Here is an 18,345-nt window from a genome sequence, read left to right on the forward strand (position 1 = left end):
CGCTGGACCGCTGCGAGCTTTTTCCGCCAATTTCGTAGCCTGATCATTTACGGTGACCGAGTAGAGACTCTCAAGCCGATTCTTGAGATTATACGAAAAGATATGCTGTTGTTGTTTTCCGTTTTCAATTTTAAAGAGAAATTGCCCATTTTGTCAACAACTTTTACGAACGTTATTGGCAATACATACGTACAACATTCGTTTTTAGCAAACATTTCTAACATTCTACCTTTTTTTGACGAGTGAACGGTACATAAGAAACAGGAAGTATGGAGCTCCAATCAGCATAATGATGAGCCCGGAAGGAATCTCCTTCGGAGCCATTACCGTTCTTCCGATCGTATCCGCAATTACGAGCAGCAAGGCGCCAAGCAGACCTGACAGGATGATCGAGCGCCTTGTGTGATGTCCGACCATCATCCTTACCGCATGCGGCGCCATCAATCCAAGGAAACCAATCGTTCCTACACTCGCCACCGCTCCCGCAGCAAGCAGCACACCAATGATCATAGCCCAAAGCCGTGTGCCTTTTACCGGTAAGCCGAGACCTGTCGAGCTTTCATCTCCGAAGGCAAGTAGATCAAATTTCCTGCTCAAATAATAGGCCGCCGGTACAAGAATAAGCAGAAAAATAAAAATACTGTTAAAATGGCTCCAGCTTCGGCCATACGTCGTTCCCGTTAGCCAAACAAATGCCGTGCTGCTCCATAGGCTTGCCTTCACGATCATCGCCTGAATGCCTGCAGCTCCGATGGCAGACACCGCTATGCCAAGCAGGATCAGAACGGATGGGTTAAGCGATTTGCGCCAAGCTAAGAAAAATACAACCGCGGCAGCTATAGCCCCGCCAGTAATAGCGGCAATCGGCAGCGCGAAGATCGGCAGCGTTGGCCATGCAACGAGCACGACCAAGGCCCCAAAACCCGCACCCGAGGTGACGCCGATAATAGAAGCATCTGCGAGCGGATTGCGAACAGCGCTTTGAATGAGTACGCCGCTGATTGCGAGCGCAATGCCTCCCCCTGCTGCAACGAGGGTGCGCGGAAGCCTTAGATTCAGCAGCACAGAATAGGAATCGTCTCCTGCTCCGAATAGGCTTCTAAGCAATTCCATGATCGGAATTTTTGTACCGCCGAGCGACAAGCTAACGAGAATGACCGCAGCCAGCAATACGGTCATGGCTAAGGCAGTCGGTGCAAAACGCAAGCGGAATGGAGCTCCTCCAATGCTCATCGACGACTGTCCTGAGCCCGAACCGGAAATATTTCTCATCTTGGTAAGCACCAGCCAAATGAGCCAAGGCGCCCCGATAATCGCCATGACGGCGCCTACCGGCATTTCGCCGAGACTGCTTCGTACCATGCGGGCAAGCACATCCGCTGCCGTTATGAGCAGCGCTCCCCAAAGCGCGCTCGCAGGAATGAGCAAACGATGATTTCGAATGCCGGAGAGCCTAACCAAATGCGGAGCTACAAGACCAACGAAACCAATCGGCCCTACGACGCTGACCACGATGGCTGCCATAAGCACAGAGAGCGCCAGCCCTCCCGCCCGGGTTAAGCCTACGCGCTGCCCTAATGAACGAGCAGTCGATTCGTCCAGCTCGAGCGCATCGAACTTGCGTCCGGCAAGTATTGCAATGACGAGCAATGCCGCCACAAGCGGCCAAGCATACTTCACGCCGCTCCAATCAAGCTGAATTAACGTGCCTCCACCCCAAAGAAACAACGATTGCGTTTCCGTCGCTTTAAAAATATGAATGGCCGACGTAAACGCACCGAGCACCATCGAGACAATCATCCCCGATAGCGCTAGCCGAACCGGCGTTGCCGCCCGCCCGCCGCCAAGAAAATAAGCAGCCAATGCTGCAAGGAACCCTCCCACTGCCGCCAGCAGAAAAGGTGCCTCATGCTGCAGTGCAGGAAAAGCGACCATGCCGAGCACAACCATAAAATAGGCTCCAGCATTAATGCCCAGTGTATCGGAGGCCGCAAGCGGGTTTTTCGTTATCGTTTGCAATAACGCTCCTGCCGCCGCTAACGCAGCTCCCGCTATAATGCCGATAACGGTCCGCGGCATCCTAATATCCCAAAGCAAATTATGCTCCATCACATCCTGCCGATGAAGCAAGCCGTCAAATACGACTGCCGCTGGAATTTTGGCTTCCCCGAAGCAAAGACTCAGTATGAACAGAAAGAAAAGGGCGGCAAGGCCGCCCCCAAATATACCAATCATTCGCCAAATCATACCCAATGAGGCTTCTTTATTTTGCTTCTTCATGAGCTCGCTCATTTCGTTAATGTATTTACGACTTGGTCTACGATGACTTTGGAGGAGATCGGACCACCGAATACCCATGTCGTGCTGTCGAGAGCAAACGTACGTTTTTCTTTCACGAAATTAAGACCGTTCCATACCGAATTGTCTGTCAATGTGCCTGAAAAAATGTCGTCATCCTTTTGAACGATATAGATCAGGTTCGTATCTTGAATAGCCGGCAGTGCTTCTACCGTCGAAGTAGTAAAGCCATACATTTCGAACTGCTCCGGTTTCCAATCGTTTTTGAGGCCAATACGATCCAGCGTTTGAACCGCTAGCGAATTATCCATGAATAGACGCATCGTTGCAGCATTCTGATAGCTGAATGCTTGCGTCAGCACATAGTTCAAGCCTTCTTTGCCTGCTGCAGCAAGCTTCGTTTTTGCATCCGCATAATGCTGATCCAGATCGGCAAGTACTTTGTCGCCTTCTGGTGTTTTGCCGACTGCCGCCGCAATAGATTTGAATATATCGATCATTTGCGTGTATTGGTCGCCTTTGCCTTCAGCCGGATAAAGGCTGAATAGCAGCGTTGGCGCAATGCCCTTCAGCTGATCGTAGATCGCTTCGTGGCTGTCCGTAATGCCAATAATGAGGTCAGGCTTCAAGGCTGCGATCGTCTCAAGGTTTGGCTCGTGGCGGAAACCAACGTCCGTCACGCTTGCGTCAAGCGGCGCCTCTCCTGTTACCCATTGCTTATAACCCTCGTTGTCCGCGCTGCCTACTGGCTGCATTCCAAGGGCGATCATGTCCTCAGTAAACGTCCACTCCAGCACAACAACCTTTTGAGCAGGCTTCTCAAGGGTAACCTCACCTTTCGCATCCTTCACGACAATCGGACCATCCGCTTTCGCGCCAGCGTCGTTCGTAGCAGGAGCGTTAGTGCTTGCCTTGTTTTCTGCCTTGTTGTTCGCCGCATTATTCGCACCGCAGCCTGCAGCCACCACCATTACGACGATGACCATAATCAAACTCATTAATCGTTTGTTCATTTTTTTCTTACCCCCTATTTGTTTAAACCCTGCTTCATTCGCTGGGTTGATAACTTTTTAATCCCATTTTAGTGATAATGATTATCATGTTCAAATACCTTTGTTATCATATAATCGATAGCACTAGATGTCAATGTAAATATTTTGTATTTACAGCTAATTCCCGATGCAAAGTCTATAGTTAAAAGCAAGCCAAAAAAGGGCGGGAGCTATGCTCCTGCCCTTCCTGCCAACTGCTTTGCAGCCTAGTTTATTCTTTGAAAAAATTCGGCAAATACTTTTTGTTCGCCTCAAGCATTTCTTCAAGCAACGCCTTAGCCACCGCTACGCTTGGAACAAGCGGGTGATGAACGAGCGCTTGCAGCGCGATCCCTTTATCTCCGCTGATTGCAGCTTCAATAGTTAGCGATTCATATGTTTTTACAGCATGCATTAGACCTTTAATTTGCTCTGGAACACGCTGCAAAGGCAGTGGAATCGGGCCTTGAGCCGTAACGACACAGTTAACCTCGATGCTTGCATCTTCAGGCAGAAAATCAATAATGTTGCCGTTTCTAACGTTCAACGTCTGAATATCACGTTTGTCGGTATATAGAGCATGCATCAAGTTAACAGCTGCCTCAGAGTAATAAGCACCGCCGCGCTGCTCAAGCTGCTTTGGCTTCTCCGTCAAATTAACATCCTTGTAAAGCTCAAACAATTCTGTTTCGACCCGGCTTACAACTTCTGCGCGCGTGCCGTTTTTCTCTAGCGAGTCTTTCATATCCGCGAGCATCGAATCCGTCATATAGAAATAACGGAGGTAATACGTTGGTATCGCGCCTAATGAGCGAAGGAAATCTGCATCCCAGTCAAACGCAGTTACGTTTGTAGCGGAATAGTCGCGACCGGCTCCGATCATTTCGTCCAATTTGTCCTCACCGTTTACATAAGCGGCTGTAACCCAGTGCAGATGATTGATCCCTACGAATTCAGGCAATACTTCACTCTCGCTAACGCCATACTCTTTAGCCAGAAACTTTTGAAAGTTAATTGGTGAATTGCATAGACCCACTGTTTTTACTTTGCTGTATTTTTGAACCGCTTCGGTTACAATACCCGCTGGATTCGTGAAATTAAGCATCCAAGCATTCGGCGCAAGCTCTTCAATATCCTTACAAATATCCAGAATGACAGGTACAGTACGAAGCGCTTTAAACATGCCGCCTGGTCCAGTCGTCTCTTGTCCAATTACACCATGTGAAATAGGAATATGCTCATCACGGCGTCTTGCTTCCAGCAAACCTACCCGCATTTGTGTCGTAACGAAATCTGCACCAGCGATCGCTTCACGACGGTCAAGTGTTAGTTTCACTTCGATTGGCAGGCCAGCTTTCTCTACCATCCGCTTCGCAAGCTCGCCAACGATTGCCAGCTTATGACGACCTTCTTCGATATCAACAAGCCAAAGCTCACGAATCGGCATTTCATCATATTTTTTAATAAAGCCTTCTACGATTTCTGGCGTATACGAGGAACCGCCGCCAATGACGGCGACCTTTAGTGGTTTTTTGGACATGTGAATGAGCCTCCCTTAAATGTTTAAACTATTTTTAAAATGTAATTTTTCTAAGTGCTGCATCTACCGCTTCATCAATCACAATGCCGCTGCTATCCATCGCACTCATTACTGCTCCAATAACCGGATCGACCGTCAATCTGACTGTCTGCGCTTGCGGCGAAACCGCTACAACAGCTTCACTGATTGCATCGACCATATGTGTAGAGCCGCCTCGCGACATTACGCTGCCAGCAAGGACAACATCGAATTTTTCTTTTTCCATGCCTAGCCGCTTAATCAACGCATTTACAGAGTTCGCATGCTCACGCCCAGCTTCCTCCAAAAGACGGATGGCTACAGCATCCCCGAGAGCAGCGGCTTCAAACATCACTTTAGCAAGCTCATGTGACGGACGTTTGCCGTTGTCCAGCGCATCATCGTACATCTCTTGAATCGTATGATAGCCAAGCCGCTGGGGAACCATTTCACTAAGAAGTGTCGCTTGCTCTCTGCCTTCCCAAGCACGAATCGCACTGCGGAAAGCGTGAATGGCCATATCCGTGCCCGAACCATGTCCATCCCCGAATAAATAACCAAAGCCGCCATACTGCAGTTCTTCCCCTTGAGGGTTGCGAGCAGCAGCGTTAAGGCCAGTTCCGCTAAGAATGACCGCTCCGTAAGATCGGTTCGTCCCCGCACGCATACCAATCATGGTGTCGCATGCAATCGCATGATTTTTATAGTCAAGTGAAGCAATCATCGGTCTTAAAATTGCATAGTCAGGCTCACGATCTGCTCCTGCAAGTCCGAAGTAGGCAAATGTCACCTGATCCTTCGTCACGCCAGCATCCTGAAGCGCTTGCTGACAAGCATGATCTATGCTGTTTTTTGCTGCTTCAAAAGCGGTTTGATGATTTCCATTTCCGCCAAGGCCTCTGCCAAGTACACGTCCTGTCTCATCTACGAGCAGAGCATGTGTCTTGCTGCCTCCTGCATCTATACCAAGGAAAATAATATCGCTCACACTCCTTATTTGTACTTTCTTCTATTTTAAAATAAAAAACATCGTTCTTCTAATGAAAAAGAACGATGTTATAATACTATCTTACTGTCTTTTAGGATCGCAGCTCGGATGGGAGCTTCCCTACGTGCTGCTTGAACAGCCGATTGAAATTAGATAAATTGCGAAATCCGCATTCAGCTGCCACTTCAATAATCTTTTTGTCTGTGGATTCAAGAAGATAAGCCGCCTGTGACAGCCGCATCTGTATCAAATAATCCATGGGCGAGGTCCCAACAACCTGCACAAACAACGTGCTGAACCGAGAGGGACTTAAGTGCGCGGCCTCTGCGAGCTCGCCAAGCGTCCATGGGTATGATATATCAGCCTCGATGTCATTCAGCACGCCTCGAATCGTTTCCATACCACGCACATGCTGCGCTCCCGTTTCATTATTTTTTGCAAAATAGCGATTGACGAATGCAAGCAATTGAATAAGCTTCGCCCGCACCACCACTTCAAAATGCGGCTCCTTCAGCTCAAACTCAGCAGACATGTCTTTAATAATGCCGCCAAGCTCTCCCAGCTTCGGATGCTCTCGATCAAGCACATGATCAAATCTTAACCCAATATCCCGAAATGGAATAAGCAGCTCCGCATCGTAGCGCTGCTCTAAAGCAAGGTAAGACGAATCAAACATAATAATGCTCATGACCAGCTCCTCTGACTCAAACGCACGGTGCAAATCATTGGAATGAATAAGTACGATGTCTCCTTGCTGGAAGTCATAACGGCTCCCGTTGATCAGATAGTAGCCGCTCCCCTTCTGTATGTAGTTAATTTCGAGCGCTTTATGCCAATGCAGTCTTTGAAAGGTCGGGGAAACCCCTACAGATTGCGAAATCGTAATGGGAAAAGCCAGCGGCAGCTCAATCCGATCTTCGCTGATTGAAGGATATAGGTTCATTTGATTTATTCTCCTTAAAGGTTTTCGTAGAAAACCTACTTCGTAAGCATGGGCTTAGGTTTTCGTAGAAAACCTACTTCGTAAGCATCGGCTTAGGTTTGCGAATGCAAAACTACTCCATAAAAACGAGGTTGAATTTACTAATGTTCTCATCAAAGATTATAGCAGAAATCAGCGTCTTGACGACATCTGTAAGCATTTGGTATTATATAACCATCGGTTAGTAACCAGTGGTTACTATCATAAAGAGGAGTGAATGATCATCGCTACTAAAAAAGAATTCCGCGCAGAGGAAACAAAATGCGCCATCATCGCCGCAGCTGAGAAGCTGTTCGGAGAACGCGGATACGATTCCGTTTCAATAAGAGAAATTGCAAAGGAAGCCGGCTGCTCTCATACTACGATCTATATTTATTTTCAAGATAAAGAAGCATTGCTTCATGCCTTATCTATGCAGCCCTTACAGCTGTTGAAGGGTGAATTGGACACACTTGCAAAAGACGCCTTCCTATCCGCTGACGAGAAGCTTAAGCGAATGAATGATTTGTTTATTCGGTTCTGCTTAAACAATAGAAGCATGTACGCTATATTTTTTGAGGTTAAGTCCTCCCGTGTCGATGAACTGGAGCCTGAGCTAGAAATCAATCGTGTTCGCAATCAAATGTTCAACGTTATCGTCCAGCTTTTGAAAACAAATCTTAATTTGCCTGAAGGCGAGCAGCTCCTAAGCTGTTCACGCATTTATTTCTATATGCTGCGCGGGATAGTTGGCACCTATACGCATTCGGAAGAGAGTGTGGACGCCATTTTCAGCCGACTCTCCACTACCTTTGATCATGCCTTTGAAGCACTCCTTATTGGATTCGACAAGCAGATAAACGAAAGAAGGACTGATACATGACTTTTTTAATGTTTCTCTTTCTATTTATCGTCGTATGCGGCTGGCTTGATGCACGAATTGAACGAAAGGTGGCGAAGTAAATGCTGGCTGGACATTTTGGACTTGCGGCCATTGTAAAAGCGATGGAGCCCAAGGTACCCTTGTGGGTTTTGATGGCAAGCACGCAGCTTCTCGATATCGCGTTTATCCCGCTGCTGCTCACAGGGGCAGAATCTATTGATAAAATAGGCGACGGAGGTTATGGTGAAGCTGTTATCCATGCTGACTATACGCATTCTCTGGCTGGAGCTTTGCTAATAGCGATTGTTGCTGCTTTAATTTCATGGCGGATATGGAATAAGCGAAGTGCAGCCATCATTGGCTCACTGGTCTTCAGCCATTGGTTGATTGACCTGCTCGTACATCGCAGCGACATGCCGCTCTTGCCCGGAAATTTCGGCGATTTCCCTCTACTCGGCTTCGGACTGTGGAAACTGCCGGCAATTAGCGCCATATTAGAGCTGTCCCTAGTTCTAGCGGGTGCCTGCCTATATATTTGGTCCATTAAGAAAAGAACGGCAAAACAAAACCATGCTGACTCCTCTGCCCCTGTACCATCGAAACGAACCTATGGTGCAGGCTGGATCATGGCGGTACTCCTAATCCTGACGTTTGCAGCCGATTATTTTTCACTCTAAGACACAGCTCATACAAAGCCCAAAACCTTCGCGAATCAGCCAGCAGGCTGAGACGAGAGTTTTGGGCTTTTTTCGTTATTTAAAATAGCGTTCATTTACACAATTATTTTTCTTGACAAAGTATTCCATTCGAGATACATTACATATATCAAATAGATATATCAACTTGATACATTAAGGAGAACGACAATGATTGAGCTAGTTACTTTAGGAATGCTGATGCAAGGGAAAATGAGCGGATATGATATTAAAAAAATAACAGAGCAATCAATCGGGATCTTTTACAAAATGAGCTATGGAAGCCTATACCCCGGACTTAAGCGTCTAGTGGAAAGTGCATATGTGACGGAAGAAGAAACGAATGACAGCAAAAACAAAAAGATGTACAGCATCACAAGCGAAGGGCAGAAGCATTTTATACAGTGGCTAAGAGAACCCCTTCAATCGAACAAACGGGAGTATCTCATTAAAATCTTCTTTTACGATTACCTTGATGAGCCTACGAAAAAACAAAACTTAATGGCGTATCAACAAAACATCGCGCGCAACATTGCTCAAATGGAGGCTGTTCAGTCCATCGTGTCCAAGGAGCTGGAGCAGCTCGAAGATAAAAACGCCTATTATTACCGCGTATCTGTCATGCATTACGGCTTGCAATTTTTTAAGATGGAAAATGAATTTTTTAAAAAAATAATCGAAAAAGAGGAATTCTAAATGAATACAACGGACAGCTTTACAGTAAAAAGGCCTATTGTTACGCTTATTCTAATCGAGCTTATGCTGATGATTTTTGTAGCCGGCGGCAGCGCCTATGTATCGATTGCTGAACTTACGCATCCACTCGCTCCATTTCTAGGCTTTATTCCGATAGCATTATTTCTAGTGATCTATATGACGGTAAAAAAACGGTGGAGCACCTTTTATTTCAGCGGTGTTTACAAGCTTACAAAGCAGCAATGGCTTGAATATCTTCCTCTGCTGCTCGTCTTAATCGTCTTATTGATCGCCAACAAAGGCTTTCAACCCGCTTCCTTCTCGTTTTTCGCTTATATGCTGCTGTCGCAGCTCTTCTTAGTAGGATTTGTAGAGGAAACATTGTTCCGGGGAATGATGCTGCGGATTCTAATGCCAAAAGGAAAAATGACAGCTGTCATCGTCTCCAGCGCGTTGTTTGGTGTCACACACGCTTTGCAGGCGCTTGGCGGCCAATCGATAGAGGATACTCTTTTGCAAATTGGATATGCGTTTATAGTGGGCTTTGTATTGGCGATGCTGGTCGTTCGGAACCGCGCCATTCTGCTCACAATCCTCTTCCATGGCTTGCACAACTTTCTAAACTTCACAGGCAATGATCCAGGCACACATCTATACGACTATCTCGTCATCGCTATTCTTGCTGTTCAATTAATTTGGCTGCTTTCTTCCTCCAAAAAAAATTCGATTAACACAAACACCATTTACACCTAGTAGGAAGCGCTACGTGAAGAAGAAAAGCACCAACCAACCGAATGATGGTGCTTGAACTTCATTTTATTGAATTAGCAATGTCCACTAAAACATCAGCTGTTACCTTATCCTCTACACGCTTATCAACCGACAATATATATTGCCAACCATTTTTTTCAAAACGCAATACATCAAACGCTGGAGGTCTATCACCTAATGTTGGGGTCGTACCATATACAGCTTTCTCTCCATTCTCTAACTCATATATGCGGATAACATTGCTTTTGCGTGGAAATCCTTTTCGGTGTCCCAAAGGATTCACCCATACCATGTAATGATTATTTGAACCTTGAAGCTCATTAAGGTACTCGATTTCAAAATAGTCGTTTACACCACCAAGTTGATTACATCTTGCCAACTGGTGAGTAAACGGAATCGGCGGCAGCTTAAATGGCAATTTAATCTTTTTTCTGAAGTGACGATTACATTCACTTAATGCATCTTCGACTGTTTTATAGCCACCATATTCAAAATACATCTTTTCAAAAGGCACACGCTCGTCACTTGATGGCTTTTCGTTATAGGCATATGCAGTTGAGCCAATCATGAAAATGAAAACAAATATAAGCAATCTAATCCTCTTTATCATCGTATACCACCTTGTAATCTTTTTTTCATGTAGCCTTCCCCAAGATCACAATGTCTAACTACTCGTTTCTACAACAATATCAATGCGTGGGCTTCCTAGACGCACTTATTAGCATGAAAAAAGTGCCAACTAAGTACATTTCAAATTAGTTCTTTGATTTTGGTAAACGAAAAAAACTCCCTTTTATTTGCTGAATAACACAAATAAAAGAGAGTATTTTTTTGTAATCAATTAATTCCAATCTATTCCCACTCAATTGTAGCAGGCGGTTTCGAAGTTACGTCGTAGACGATACGGTTAACGTTGTCTACTTCATTAACGATACGTACGGAGATTTTCTCAAGCACATCCCAAGGGATACGTGCCCAGTCTGCTGTCATTCCGTCGATTGAAGTTACAGCGCGGATACCAACTGTGTACGAATACGTACGAGCATCGCCCATAACGCCTACGCTCTTCATGTTTGGAAGCGCAGTGAAGTACTGCCAAATTTCACGGTCAAGACCGGCTTTTGCAATTTCATCACGAAGAATCGCATCCGACTCACGAACGATATGAAGCTTGTCCTCTGTTACTTCGCCTAGGACACGAATCGCAAGACCCGGACCTGGGAATGGCTGACGCCATACGATAGCTTCTGGAAGACCACATTCTTCGCCGACTTTACGAACCTCATCCTTGAATAGCGCTTTAAGAGGCTCGATAAGTTTAAACTTAATGTCCTCAGGCAAACCGCCGACATTGTGGTGAGATTTAATCGTTTGAGCTGTAGCTGTACCGCTCTCCACGATGTCTGTGTAAAGTGTACCTTGTGCCAAAAATTCAAAGTCATCCAGCTTGTCCGACTCTTCTTGGAACACATAAATAAATTCATTGCCGATAATTTTACGTTTTTGCTCTGGATCTTCTACGCCCTTCAGCTTGCCAAGGAAACGCTCTTGCGCGTCGATTTTGAGCACTTTCATATCGAATTTGCCTACGAATGTTTCCATAACGCCTTCAGCTTCACCTTTACGGAGCATGCCGTGGTCGATAAACATACAAGTAAGCTGATCGCCGATCGCTTTGTGAAGAAGTATAGCTACAACAGAAGAATCTACGCCGCCGGAAAGCGCGCATAGTACTTTTTTGTCGCCAACTTCATTACGAATATCACGAATAGCATCTTCAATGAACGATTCCATCGTCCATGTGCCATCACAATCACAAACATTGTAAAGAAAGTTGCGAATCATTTCATTACCGAATTCAGAGTGACGAACCTCTGGGTGGAATTGAACGGCAAAGAATCCGCGGTCTGGATTGCTCATCGCTGCAACAGGAGCATGATCCGTACTTGCATCTACTTTGAAGCCTTCAGGCAGCTCAACTACGTGGTCGCCGTGGCTCATCCAAACCGTTTGAACTTTATCTAAGCCAAAGCCGATTTGCGAACCTTCCACAAATTCCACTTCTGCTTTTCCGTATTCGCGTTTGCCAGCGCGCTCAACCTTACCATTAAGCTGATGCGACATCAGCTGCATACCGTAGCAAATACCGAAAATCGGAATGTTCAAATCATAAATCGCAGGGTCAACCATTGGTGAATTCTCTTCATAAACGCTTGCCGGTCCTCCCGAGAATACGATACCCTTCGGCTGTAGTTCACGGATCCGTTCTACCGACGTGTTATACGGCAATAGCTCGCTATATACGCCCAAATCACGAATACGGCGTGCAATAAGTTGGTTATATTGTCCTCCAAAATCGAGTACAACGATGATTTCATTTTGCTTAGTCATTACCGAGCCTCCCTCAAATTATGTAGTAATTATATATAAGGCTGTTTAAGCGAGTCAAGGCAAAGCGGAGTGACAATTCATTGAAGTAAAAATGTAACCGCTTATCTGCTTGATTATAGGCTTATAAATAGAATGTTATTTAATGTGCCAAGTCATACGGAATAGTTGAAAAAAATATGAGTAGCTGCAGACTACTGCTTCATTTCATCCACCCTTTTTCATGCGGATGCCTAAGTTAAGGGCAGATTTTATAGTAAAAACGCTTGATATTCTGCAACTATGCTTATTACGACAGTTACAACAGCTGCTTGAGAAAATAACGGGAAAAGCTCCTGTTAAAATGTCTCATAATGAGCTTTTCAGCGAATTAACAGAAAAAACTCCCGTTAATTCTTGAGAAATAGCCATCATCAGCTAAATCATCAACAATTAACGGGAGAAATTCCTCCTATTGCAATAAAAGCTCAAAAGTACACCATATTAACGGTGGTTTCTCCAGCTAAACTGCGTTTCATGTTTCGTTATATAAATCGACTTACAGCTGGAGCCAAAATGTATCATCGTCTCCTGCAACTATTTAGGAGCCTTGACTGGAATGTCGCTTCTCTTCTGCTTTTGCAGCTTATCCGCGGAGTGCTTCTTCACTTTCTGAATGGGCTGCTTGTCCAGCACCCGCAGAACTGTCCGCAGTGCAGAAGGAGTAGGTGCACCCGGCCAAGGACCAGGCGCAGCAAAATGTGCTTCCTCAAGCCAGCTTGTAAGCTGGCGCAGCGCATCCTGCTGCTCCGCACCGAGCGTCGGCTCAGCGGCGCTCGCATATTCACGCGCCGTTTGCCCCGGCGCCTGCACGCCGAAACGGCGCTGCAGCAGCGGCGCTAACGCGCTGCTCACTGCAATGAAGCTCGCGCGAATCCGCCCATCGGCGTCGCGCGGCGTTTTTCCACTGCGCGGCGCCATATCCTCCGCCGCGCCGCCAGTGCCAGTGCGCCAGCGCGCGACCGCCGCTGGCGCTGCATCCATGTCCGTCACAGATTCATGTGACGGATAGGGCGCGGCTGCGCCGGCGAGCTTCGCGATGCCGGCGTGAGCCGCGCCATAGCGGCGCAGCGCCAGCGAGAGGCGAAGCCGCTGGTGCTGTGCCGCAGCAATGGCCGCGGCCGCAAGCGCTAGCGCGGCCGCGCATGCGGTAACTACAGCGGCGGGCGATGCCGCCGCTGCGCTCTTGGCGGCGCTTTGCGCCGCATGCACGAGGGCGTCTGCTCCTCGTGCAATGGCTGCTGCCGCCGCCTCGAATGAAGCAGCGACCCGCGATAAGCTGGACTCGCTAAGACCATTTGCTCCGGTTGCTGCTGTTCCTGCTGCACCCATCGCAGGAGCAGCAAGCTGTCCGTCCACAGAACCGACGGACGCGATAGTCGATACATCGCTGAATCCCGGCGTCGGATCAAAGGGTACCCAGCCTGCGCCTGGGAAATATACTTCAACCCAAGCATGCGCATCTGAGCTTTTAACCTCATAATCCACCAGCTTCAAACTATTTTCAGTGGTTTGCCCAGCACTGCTGCTTCCCGCGTTTAGCCTTTCACTATTCAAACCTTCTGTACTCGTATCTATCGTTCCTTGCGTCCGGCTATCATTACTTCCACCGCTCTTATTTAGCGCTCCTTGAGCTCCGCTATCATGGCTTCCAATACTCAGCTGTTCATTCTTCATACTTCCTGTACTCGTATCTAGCGTCCCTTGCGACCCGCTATCATTACTTCCACCGCTCGTACTCAGCGAGCCTATCTCCGCGCTCTCCCCCACTGGAGTGCCTGAAGTAAAGCCTTTCACCCACCTAGCGGGTATCCCTTGCGAACGAAGCAATACGACCATGGCTGTGGAGAAATGCACACAATAGCCCTGCCGCTGCTCGAAGAGGAAATGATCGACGAAGTCGCTTCCTTCCGGCGGAACTGTACTGTCCTCCAGCGAGTAGGTATAGCTCGCTTTCAAAAAGTCCTCGATCGCCTTCACCTGATCGTAGCGGCTTGTAACCCCGCCGCCCGCAACCTCAGCAGCTAATGCAGTTACGCGGCTTGGCAGACTGCTGGGCAGCTGCAAATAAGGCTCAAGCTCCGCAGCACTTTCTACTGTTGCCGCCTGCGCTCCGTCACCTGTCGATAAATTTTCGTCAGCGGTACTGCTCAAAGCGCGCAATTGTGCTTCATCCGTTATAGAGAGCACACTCTCAATTGTATATTTCTCAATCTTCGCCGTATCCGATTGTGCGTATAAAGAGCCTTTATCCGCATTGTATACATAACTTCCAAGCTTCCTGCGTGGATCAGCTGCAACAAGCTCTGTCACATTGCCAAAGTGGCCTGATGCAAAGAGCGGCATCCCCGCTGTCGGCTTAGACCAAACTACAGTTTGCCGAATGAGCGGACCCAGCTGCTTATTTCCAGCTTCTACTGCAGCCTCAGTGGAGGCTGCTGCATCAGAGCCTCGTATAGGAAGCAGAACAGAGCTGCCCGCGGTATCAATCCAGCCCCGGCCGTCGTACACCTGCTTTGACTCCCCGCGCCAGTATGCTTTTTCAGTGGAGCTGCCTGTAAATAACACGCTGTTATCCTTTTGTACAGGTGCTCCCAGCACGCCGTCATCAAAGCCATAACCCGTAAATGCACTGCCTAATCGTTCAAATCCAGTTTGCCCCATTACATGGATCGACCCTTGCTGATTACCCATAGACTGAATGGTTTGCTCTAAACGATCATTAAGAGAGGCAGTCCAGCTAGCAGGCGGCATCGTTTCACCTTTCCCGCCTGCAAACAAAAGACCGCAGCCAAGAATCGTAAGTACAACAAAAACGGAGCTTGATAACCAGCGCATATCAAGACCTCTAAGCTTGCCGGCACCTGTATTAATCATTCGCTTAACACGCGGTACAGAGACAATGGCACCTAGCAGGAGTCCTTCTGCTACGGTTCGCATTAAGCCTCCCATTACATCCATACCCAGCCAGACATGCAGCGTAATCAAATAAACTAGTGTGAAGCATGCGATGCCAAGAGCGGTCTGCCGCATCCATAATAAAGCCTGCAATGCAGGTGCAAGCATCGCCCAGCCTATAAACAGCAGCAAAGTCCGAAGCTCTCCGGACATTGACCACAGCCCATTTTCTATAATCAGAACGATATGGTCTCTCAACATGCCTGGAAACGCAAGCAGCCATTGCAAACTGCTTTGATCAGCGCTTTTATAAATCCACATGAGACTTAATATGCACAACAAAGCATTCATAACGAACGAAAGTGCAATCGGCAAACGAAACAGCCCTGCCAGGAGCGCCACACCGATAACAAAAATTAGCGGGGCAGGATTATAAATAGCCGACCACTCACCTGCATTCACCCAAGGCAGCAGCCACTCCGATAGCAGTCCGAACAGCAGCAATGTTGTGATCAATCGGTATTCAAACGATTCCTCAGCCGCTTCGCCACGCAGTAAATTATGCTCAGCTTTCAGAGGCTTATCGCTCCTCCCTACTACATCGCTTTTAAGCAAGCTCATGAATGTCGCCTCCTTCCTCGGCGTAAGGGAGCCTGTTCATACTCGAAGGGACATGCAGCCACGTCACTTTGACGCCGCCGCTTTCCAACCATTTTTGTTGTTCGCGCATAGCGAAGGTAGGTACATTGCTGCGCGTAATAATAAATAGTTCCAGCCTGCAGCCTTGCTCGCCTGCGAATCCGGCAAGCTCTCCCCAGCTCCGGCCGCCTCTCCAATCCGCAGTAAATACAAGTATCGTACTGCCGCGTGCTTGCAGGTTTGATTCCTCGGCGAGTCTCCCAGCGAGAGAGCCCTTTCCATCCGCGCGAAGCAATGCCATGGCATGCAGCATCTCTGATAAATCAGACTGTGTTCCTCCATCAACAGATGATTGCATGACAGGAGAACCTTGTCCAAGCAGCAGTGTCACAGCGTGGCCGAGTGAAGCAGACTGTGCTAGTGCAAGCGAAGCCCAACCTACACAAGCATCAAACAACCGATCGTCCTGCCCATAAGCCGAAGCAATCGTATCGACAGCAATAACTGTTTTGGCTGGCCGCTCTAAAGGATGGATTTTGGTCTGTAAGCCGCGCCCTTTAGCTGCACTTCGCCAATCCAGATGACGCAGCGAATCTCCTTCGCGATACGGACGGCTGTCTGGTCCAAGTCCCGCCGCACTCACCGCCGCTTTGATTTCCTCCCGACCCGCATCTCCAAGGTGATCCGTGCTTGGATCAGCGGTCGAAGATTGCACAGCATATAATGCTGTGCCTCTTGCACGTTCCGCTTTATGTACCTGATCGGCATGGGGCAGTCCTGGCAGCACTACAAATTCTCCTGCGGTATATAAACGTTTATGGATCGCTGACAAGCCGAGCCAGTCCCCCACTGTAATCGATATAGGCTCGAAGGGATAACGCCCGCGCCGTAAGTGATGAAGAGTATATCGGTAAGTCATCTCTTGGCGGAACATTGGCATAAGCACCGTACGCACGCTTATTTTCGTATTTTCTGATGAACTTTCATTACTCGTCTCATCGGAAATAGCTATCCATACAATAGGTATGAGCAAAGAACGCTTTATTCTCAGGCTAATTTCGAGCTGCCCGCCTTCTCTCGTCTTTTCTTGCGGCATCAGCCTCATTGCAGTTAATCCCTTGGCAGCCATAATAGGCGCAAGTCCGCTAATGATTATAATCATGCTGAATACGGATAACATAAACCACTCTACTGCACCGCCCCGCATCATGACAGCTGCCAAGCTGCTTGCCCAGCCCGCCGTAATGATACACCAAGCGATCCATCTCGTACGATAAGGATAAGCTAGTTGATCCCATTCCTTATTCACTAGGACAGCTTCTTTTACTTGTACCGAAGCTGCTCTTTGCCCACTCCTATCAAGCGGAGCTGCGCTGTCACCCTCTTGAGAATAAGTCGTCGTATCAACAGCCTCATTCTCCGGCGTTCCGCCTTGCAATAATTCATCTTGAAAAGGTGCATTCATCGGCGCTTCCCGCTTCCTACTGCAGCAGGCATCGGACATTCACGTATCGTCCGTCTCATAACTGCAGCTGCATCAGCACCAGCCGCAGTCGCGTTAAAACGCAAAGACAAACGATGCGGAAGCACAGCATCAGCTGTCGCCAGCAAGTCATCTGGTATCGCAAATCCGCGTCCTTCCATATACGCATTCGCCTGTGATGCCCGCAGCCAGTCGCGCAGTGCGCGTGGGCTTAAGCCCAGCACAACCTCAGGCGCACGCCTTGTCGCATCGGCTACCTGCACCATATATTCAAGCAGTGCCGGATGCATGTGAGTCTGCCTTGCCTCAGCTTGCATTTGCAGCCATTCCTCCGTAGCAATGACAGGACGAAGCCGTTCGGGTTCAATTCGATTGCCATTCGCGTATTGCTCGAGCATCCGCTTCTCTTCCGATGAGCCGGGATAACCAATCGTCAGCCTCATCATAAACCGATCCAATTGTGCTTCCGGCAGCGTGTTTGTCCCCTCGAAGCTAAGTGGGTTTTGTGTAGCTATGAGCATAAAAGGAACCGGCAGCTTGCGGGTTTTCCCCTCTACCGTCACTCGTCTTTCCTCCATAGCCTCCAAAAGCGCAGACTGCGTGCGCGGCGACGTTCTGTTAATCTCATCAGCAAGCACCACATTGCCCATAATCGGTCCAGGCCGATAGACAAGTTCACTCGTCCGTGCATCAAGCACGACTCCGCCAACAATATCAGCCGGAAGCATGTCGGACGTAAACTGTATTCGTTTAAAATCTCCACCGACCGCTCTAGCAAACGCCTGAGCGAGCAGTGTCTTGCCAACACCCGGTACATCCTCTAGCAAAACATGTCCGCCAGCCAGAAGTGCAGTTAGCGTATTTCGAATGACCTGCTGCTTGCCTAGCAATACACTCTCTACCTTTACTAGCAATCGATGCAGCAGCACCTGTGGTGCTTCCGGCCAATGACTATAACGTTCCTCTTTAGCATCCTCAGAAAATTGGGGAGAAATCATCGTATAAATCGCCTCCTGA

At 48.0% G+C, this 18,345-nt stretch carries 14 protein-coding genes and 1 riboswitch; of the genes, 4 read left to right on the forward strand and 10 right to left on the reverse strand.

Annotated features, from left to right (window positions below):
• Positions 1–15: 15 nt before the first annotated feature.
• Positions 16–116: riboswitch (purine riboswitch) on the reverse strand.
• A 109-nt stretch (positions 117–225) separates the two neighbouring features.
• The 5 genes from AC1DM9_RS26555 to AC1DM9_RS26575 form a co-directional block, all read right to left on the reverse strand.
• On the reverse strand, positions 226–2,280 hold the full coding sequence (locus AC1DM9_RS26555) for an iron ABC transporter permease (RefSeq protein ID WP_477510444.1): 2,055 nt from the start codon (positions 2,278–2,280) through the stop codon (positions 226–228).
• Between the two features lie 8 nt (positions 2,281–2,288).
• Entirely contained in the window at positions 2,289–3,311 is a 1,023-nt protein-coding gene (locus AC1DM9_RS26560; RefSeq protein ID WP_477583072.1) for an ABC transporter substrate-binding protein, read from the reverse strand.
• A 250-nt stretch (positions 3,312–3,561) separates the two neighbouring features.
• The gene (locus tag AC1DM9_RS26565; RefSeq protein ID WP_441885178.1) at positions 3,562–4,869 is read right to left on the reverse strand and encodes a 6-phospho-beta-glucosidase; all 1,308 of its coding nucleotides are present in this window, start codon (positions 4,867–4,869) and stop codon (positions 3,562–3,564) included.
• Between the two features lie 34 nt (positions 4,870–4,903).
• Complete coding sequence (locus AC1DM9_RS26570) at positions 4,904–5,875, reverse strand: N-acetylglucosamine kinase (protein WP_477583074.1); 972 nt, start codon at positions 5,873–5,875, stop codon at positions 4,904–4,906.
• 91 nt (positions 5,876–5,966) lie between these two features.
• The gene (locus AC1DM9_RS26575) at positions 5,967–6,818 is read right to left on the reverse strand and encodes a helix-turn-helix transcriptional regulator (RefSeq protein WP_477583076.1); all 852 of its coding nucleotides are present in this window, start codon (positions 6,816–6,818) and stop codon (positions 5,967–5,969) included.
• Positions 6,819–7,074: 256 nt separating this feature from the next.
• On the opposite strand from AC1DM9_RS26575, the gene AC1DM9_RS26580 reads away from it, so the two are divergent.
• From AC1DM9_RS26580 to AC1DM9_RS26595, 4 genes are all read left to right on the forward strand, one after another.
• Positions 7,075–7,719, forward strand: a complete 645-nt coding sequence (locus AC1DM9_RS26580) for a TetR/AcrR family transcriptional regulator (protein ID WP_477583078.1) — start codon at positions 7,075–7,077, stop codon at positions 7,717–7,719.
• 80 nt (positions 7,720–7,799) lie between these two features.
• Positions 7,800–8,396, forward strand: coding sequence for a permease (locus tag AC1DM9_RS26585; RefSeq protein WP_477583080.1), 597 nt, complete (start codon positions 7,800–7,802; stop codon positions 8,394–8,396).
• A gap of 189 nt (positions 8,397–8,585) precedes the next feature.
• Entirely contained in the window at positions 8,586–9,110 is a 525-nt protein-coding gene (locus tag AC1DM9_RS26590; protein ID WP_477583082.1) for a PadR family transcriptional regulator, read from the forward strand.
• Positions 9,111–9,863, forward strand: coding sequence for a lysostaphin resistance A-like protein (locus AC1DM9_RS26595; protein ID WP_477583084.1), 753 nt, complete (start codon positions 9,111–9,113; stop codon positions 9,861–9,863).
• A 58-nt stretch (positions 9,864–9,921) separates the two neighbouring features.
• Here the strand turns inward: AC1DM9_RS26595 and AC1DM9_RS26600 are convergent, their stop codons facing one another.
• The 5 genes from AC1DM9_RS26600 to AC1DM9_RS26620 all read right to left on the reverse strand — a co-directional run bounded on the left by AC1DM9_RS26600 (position 9,922) and on the right by AC1DM9_RS26620 (position 18,326).
• A complete protein-coding gene (locus tag AC1DM9_RS26600; protein ID WP_477583086.1) occupies positions 9,922–10,491 on the reverse strand; it encodes a hypothetical protein in 570 nt (189 codons plus the stop codon).
• A gap of 242 nt (positions 10,492–10,733) precedes the next feature.
• On the reverse strand, positions 10,734–12,272 hold the full coding sequence (guaA, locus tag AC1DM9_RS26605) for a glutamine-hydrolyzing GMP synthase (RefSeq protein WP_441885164.1): 1,539 nt from the start codon (positions 12,270–12,272) through the stop codon (positions 10,734–10,736).
• Positions 12,273–12,845: 573 nt separating this feature from the next.
• Positions 12,846–15,827: a DUF4129 domain-containing transglutaminase family protein gene (locus AC1DM9_RS26610; RefSeq protein ID WP_477583088.1), complete on the reverse strand. Its 2,982-nt coding sequence runs from the start codon at positions 15,825–15,827 to the stop codon at positions 12,846–12,848.
• A complete protein-coding gene (locus tag AC1DM9_RS26615) occupies positions 15,814–17,310 on the reverse strand; it encodes a DUF58 domain-containing protein (protein ID WP_477583090.1) in 1,497 nt (498 codons plus the stop codon). The genes AC1DM9_RS26610 and AC1DM9_RS26615 overlap by 14 nt, the downstream gene beginning before the upstream one ends.
• Positions 17,307–18,326, reverse strand: a complete 1,020-nt coding sequence (locus tag AC1DM9_RS26620; protein ID WP_339206902.1) for an AAA family ATPase — start codon at positions 18,324–18,326, stop codon at positions 17,307–17,309. The genes AC1DM9_RS26615 and AC1DM9_RS26620 overlap by 4 nt, the downstream gene beginning before the upstream one ends.
• Between the last annotated feature and the right edge of the window lie 19 nt (positions 18,327–18,345).

The sequence above is a fragment of the Paenibacillus sp. 01T431 genome, from assembly GCF_056398625.1.

Bases quoted from the DNA above. Each gene is read 5' to 3' on its own strand.
- AC1DM9_RS26585 (WP_477583080.1), top strand. From the start codon at position 7,800: ATGCTGGCTGGACATTTTGGACTTGCGGCCATTGTAAAAGCGATGGAG.
- AC1DM9_RS26565 (WP_441885178.1), bottom strand. From the start codon at position 4,869: ATGTCCAAAAAACCACTAAAGGTCGCCGTCATTGGCGGCGGTTCCTCG.
- AC1DM9_RS26620 (WP_339206902.1), bottom strand. From the start codon at position 18,326: ATGATTTCTCCCCAATTTTCTGAGGATGCTAAAGAGGAACGTTATAGT.
- AC1DM9_RS26615 (WP_477583090.1), bottom strand. From the start codon at position 17,310: ATGAATGCACCTTTTCAAGATGAATTATTGCAAGGCGGAACGCCGGAG.
- guaA (WP_441885164.1), bottom strand. From the start codon at position 12,272: ATGACTAAGCAAAATGAAATCATCGTTGTACTCGATTTTGGAGGACAA.
- AC1DM9_RS26580 (WP_477583078.1), top strand. From the start codon at position 7,075: ATGATCATCGCTACTAAAAAAGAATTCCGCGCAGAGGAAACAAAATGC.
- AC1DM9_RS26610 (WP_477583088.1), bottom strand. From the start codon at position 15,827: ATGAGCTTGCTTAAAAGCGATGTAGTAGGGAGGAGCGATAAGCCTCTG.
- AC1DM9_RS26575 (WP_477583076.1), bottom strand. From the start codon at position 6,818: ATGAACCTATATCCTTCAATCAGCGAAGATCGGATTGAGCTGCCGCTG.
- AC1DM9_RS26595 (WP_477583084.1), top strand. From the start codon at position 9,111: ATGAATACAACGGACAGCTTTACAGTAAAAAGGCCTATTGTTACGCTT.
- AC1DM9_RS26555 (WP_477510444.1), bottom strand. From the start codon at position 2,280: ATGAAGAAGCAAAATAAAGAAGCCTCATTGGGTATGATTTGGCGAATG.
- AC1DM9_RS26600 (WP_477583086.1), bottom strand. From the start codon at position 10,491: ATGATAAAGAGGATTAGATTGCTTATATTTGTTTTCATTTTCATGATT.
- AC1DM9_RS26590 (WP_477583082.1), top strand. From the start codon at position 8,586: ATGATTGAGCTAGTTACTTTAGGAATGCTGATGCAAGGGAAAATGAGC.
- AC1DM9_RS26560 (WP_477583072.1), bottom strand. From the start codon at position 3,311: ATGAACAAACGATTAATGAGTTTGATTATGGTCATCGTCGTAATGGTG.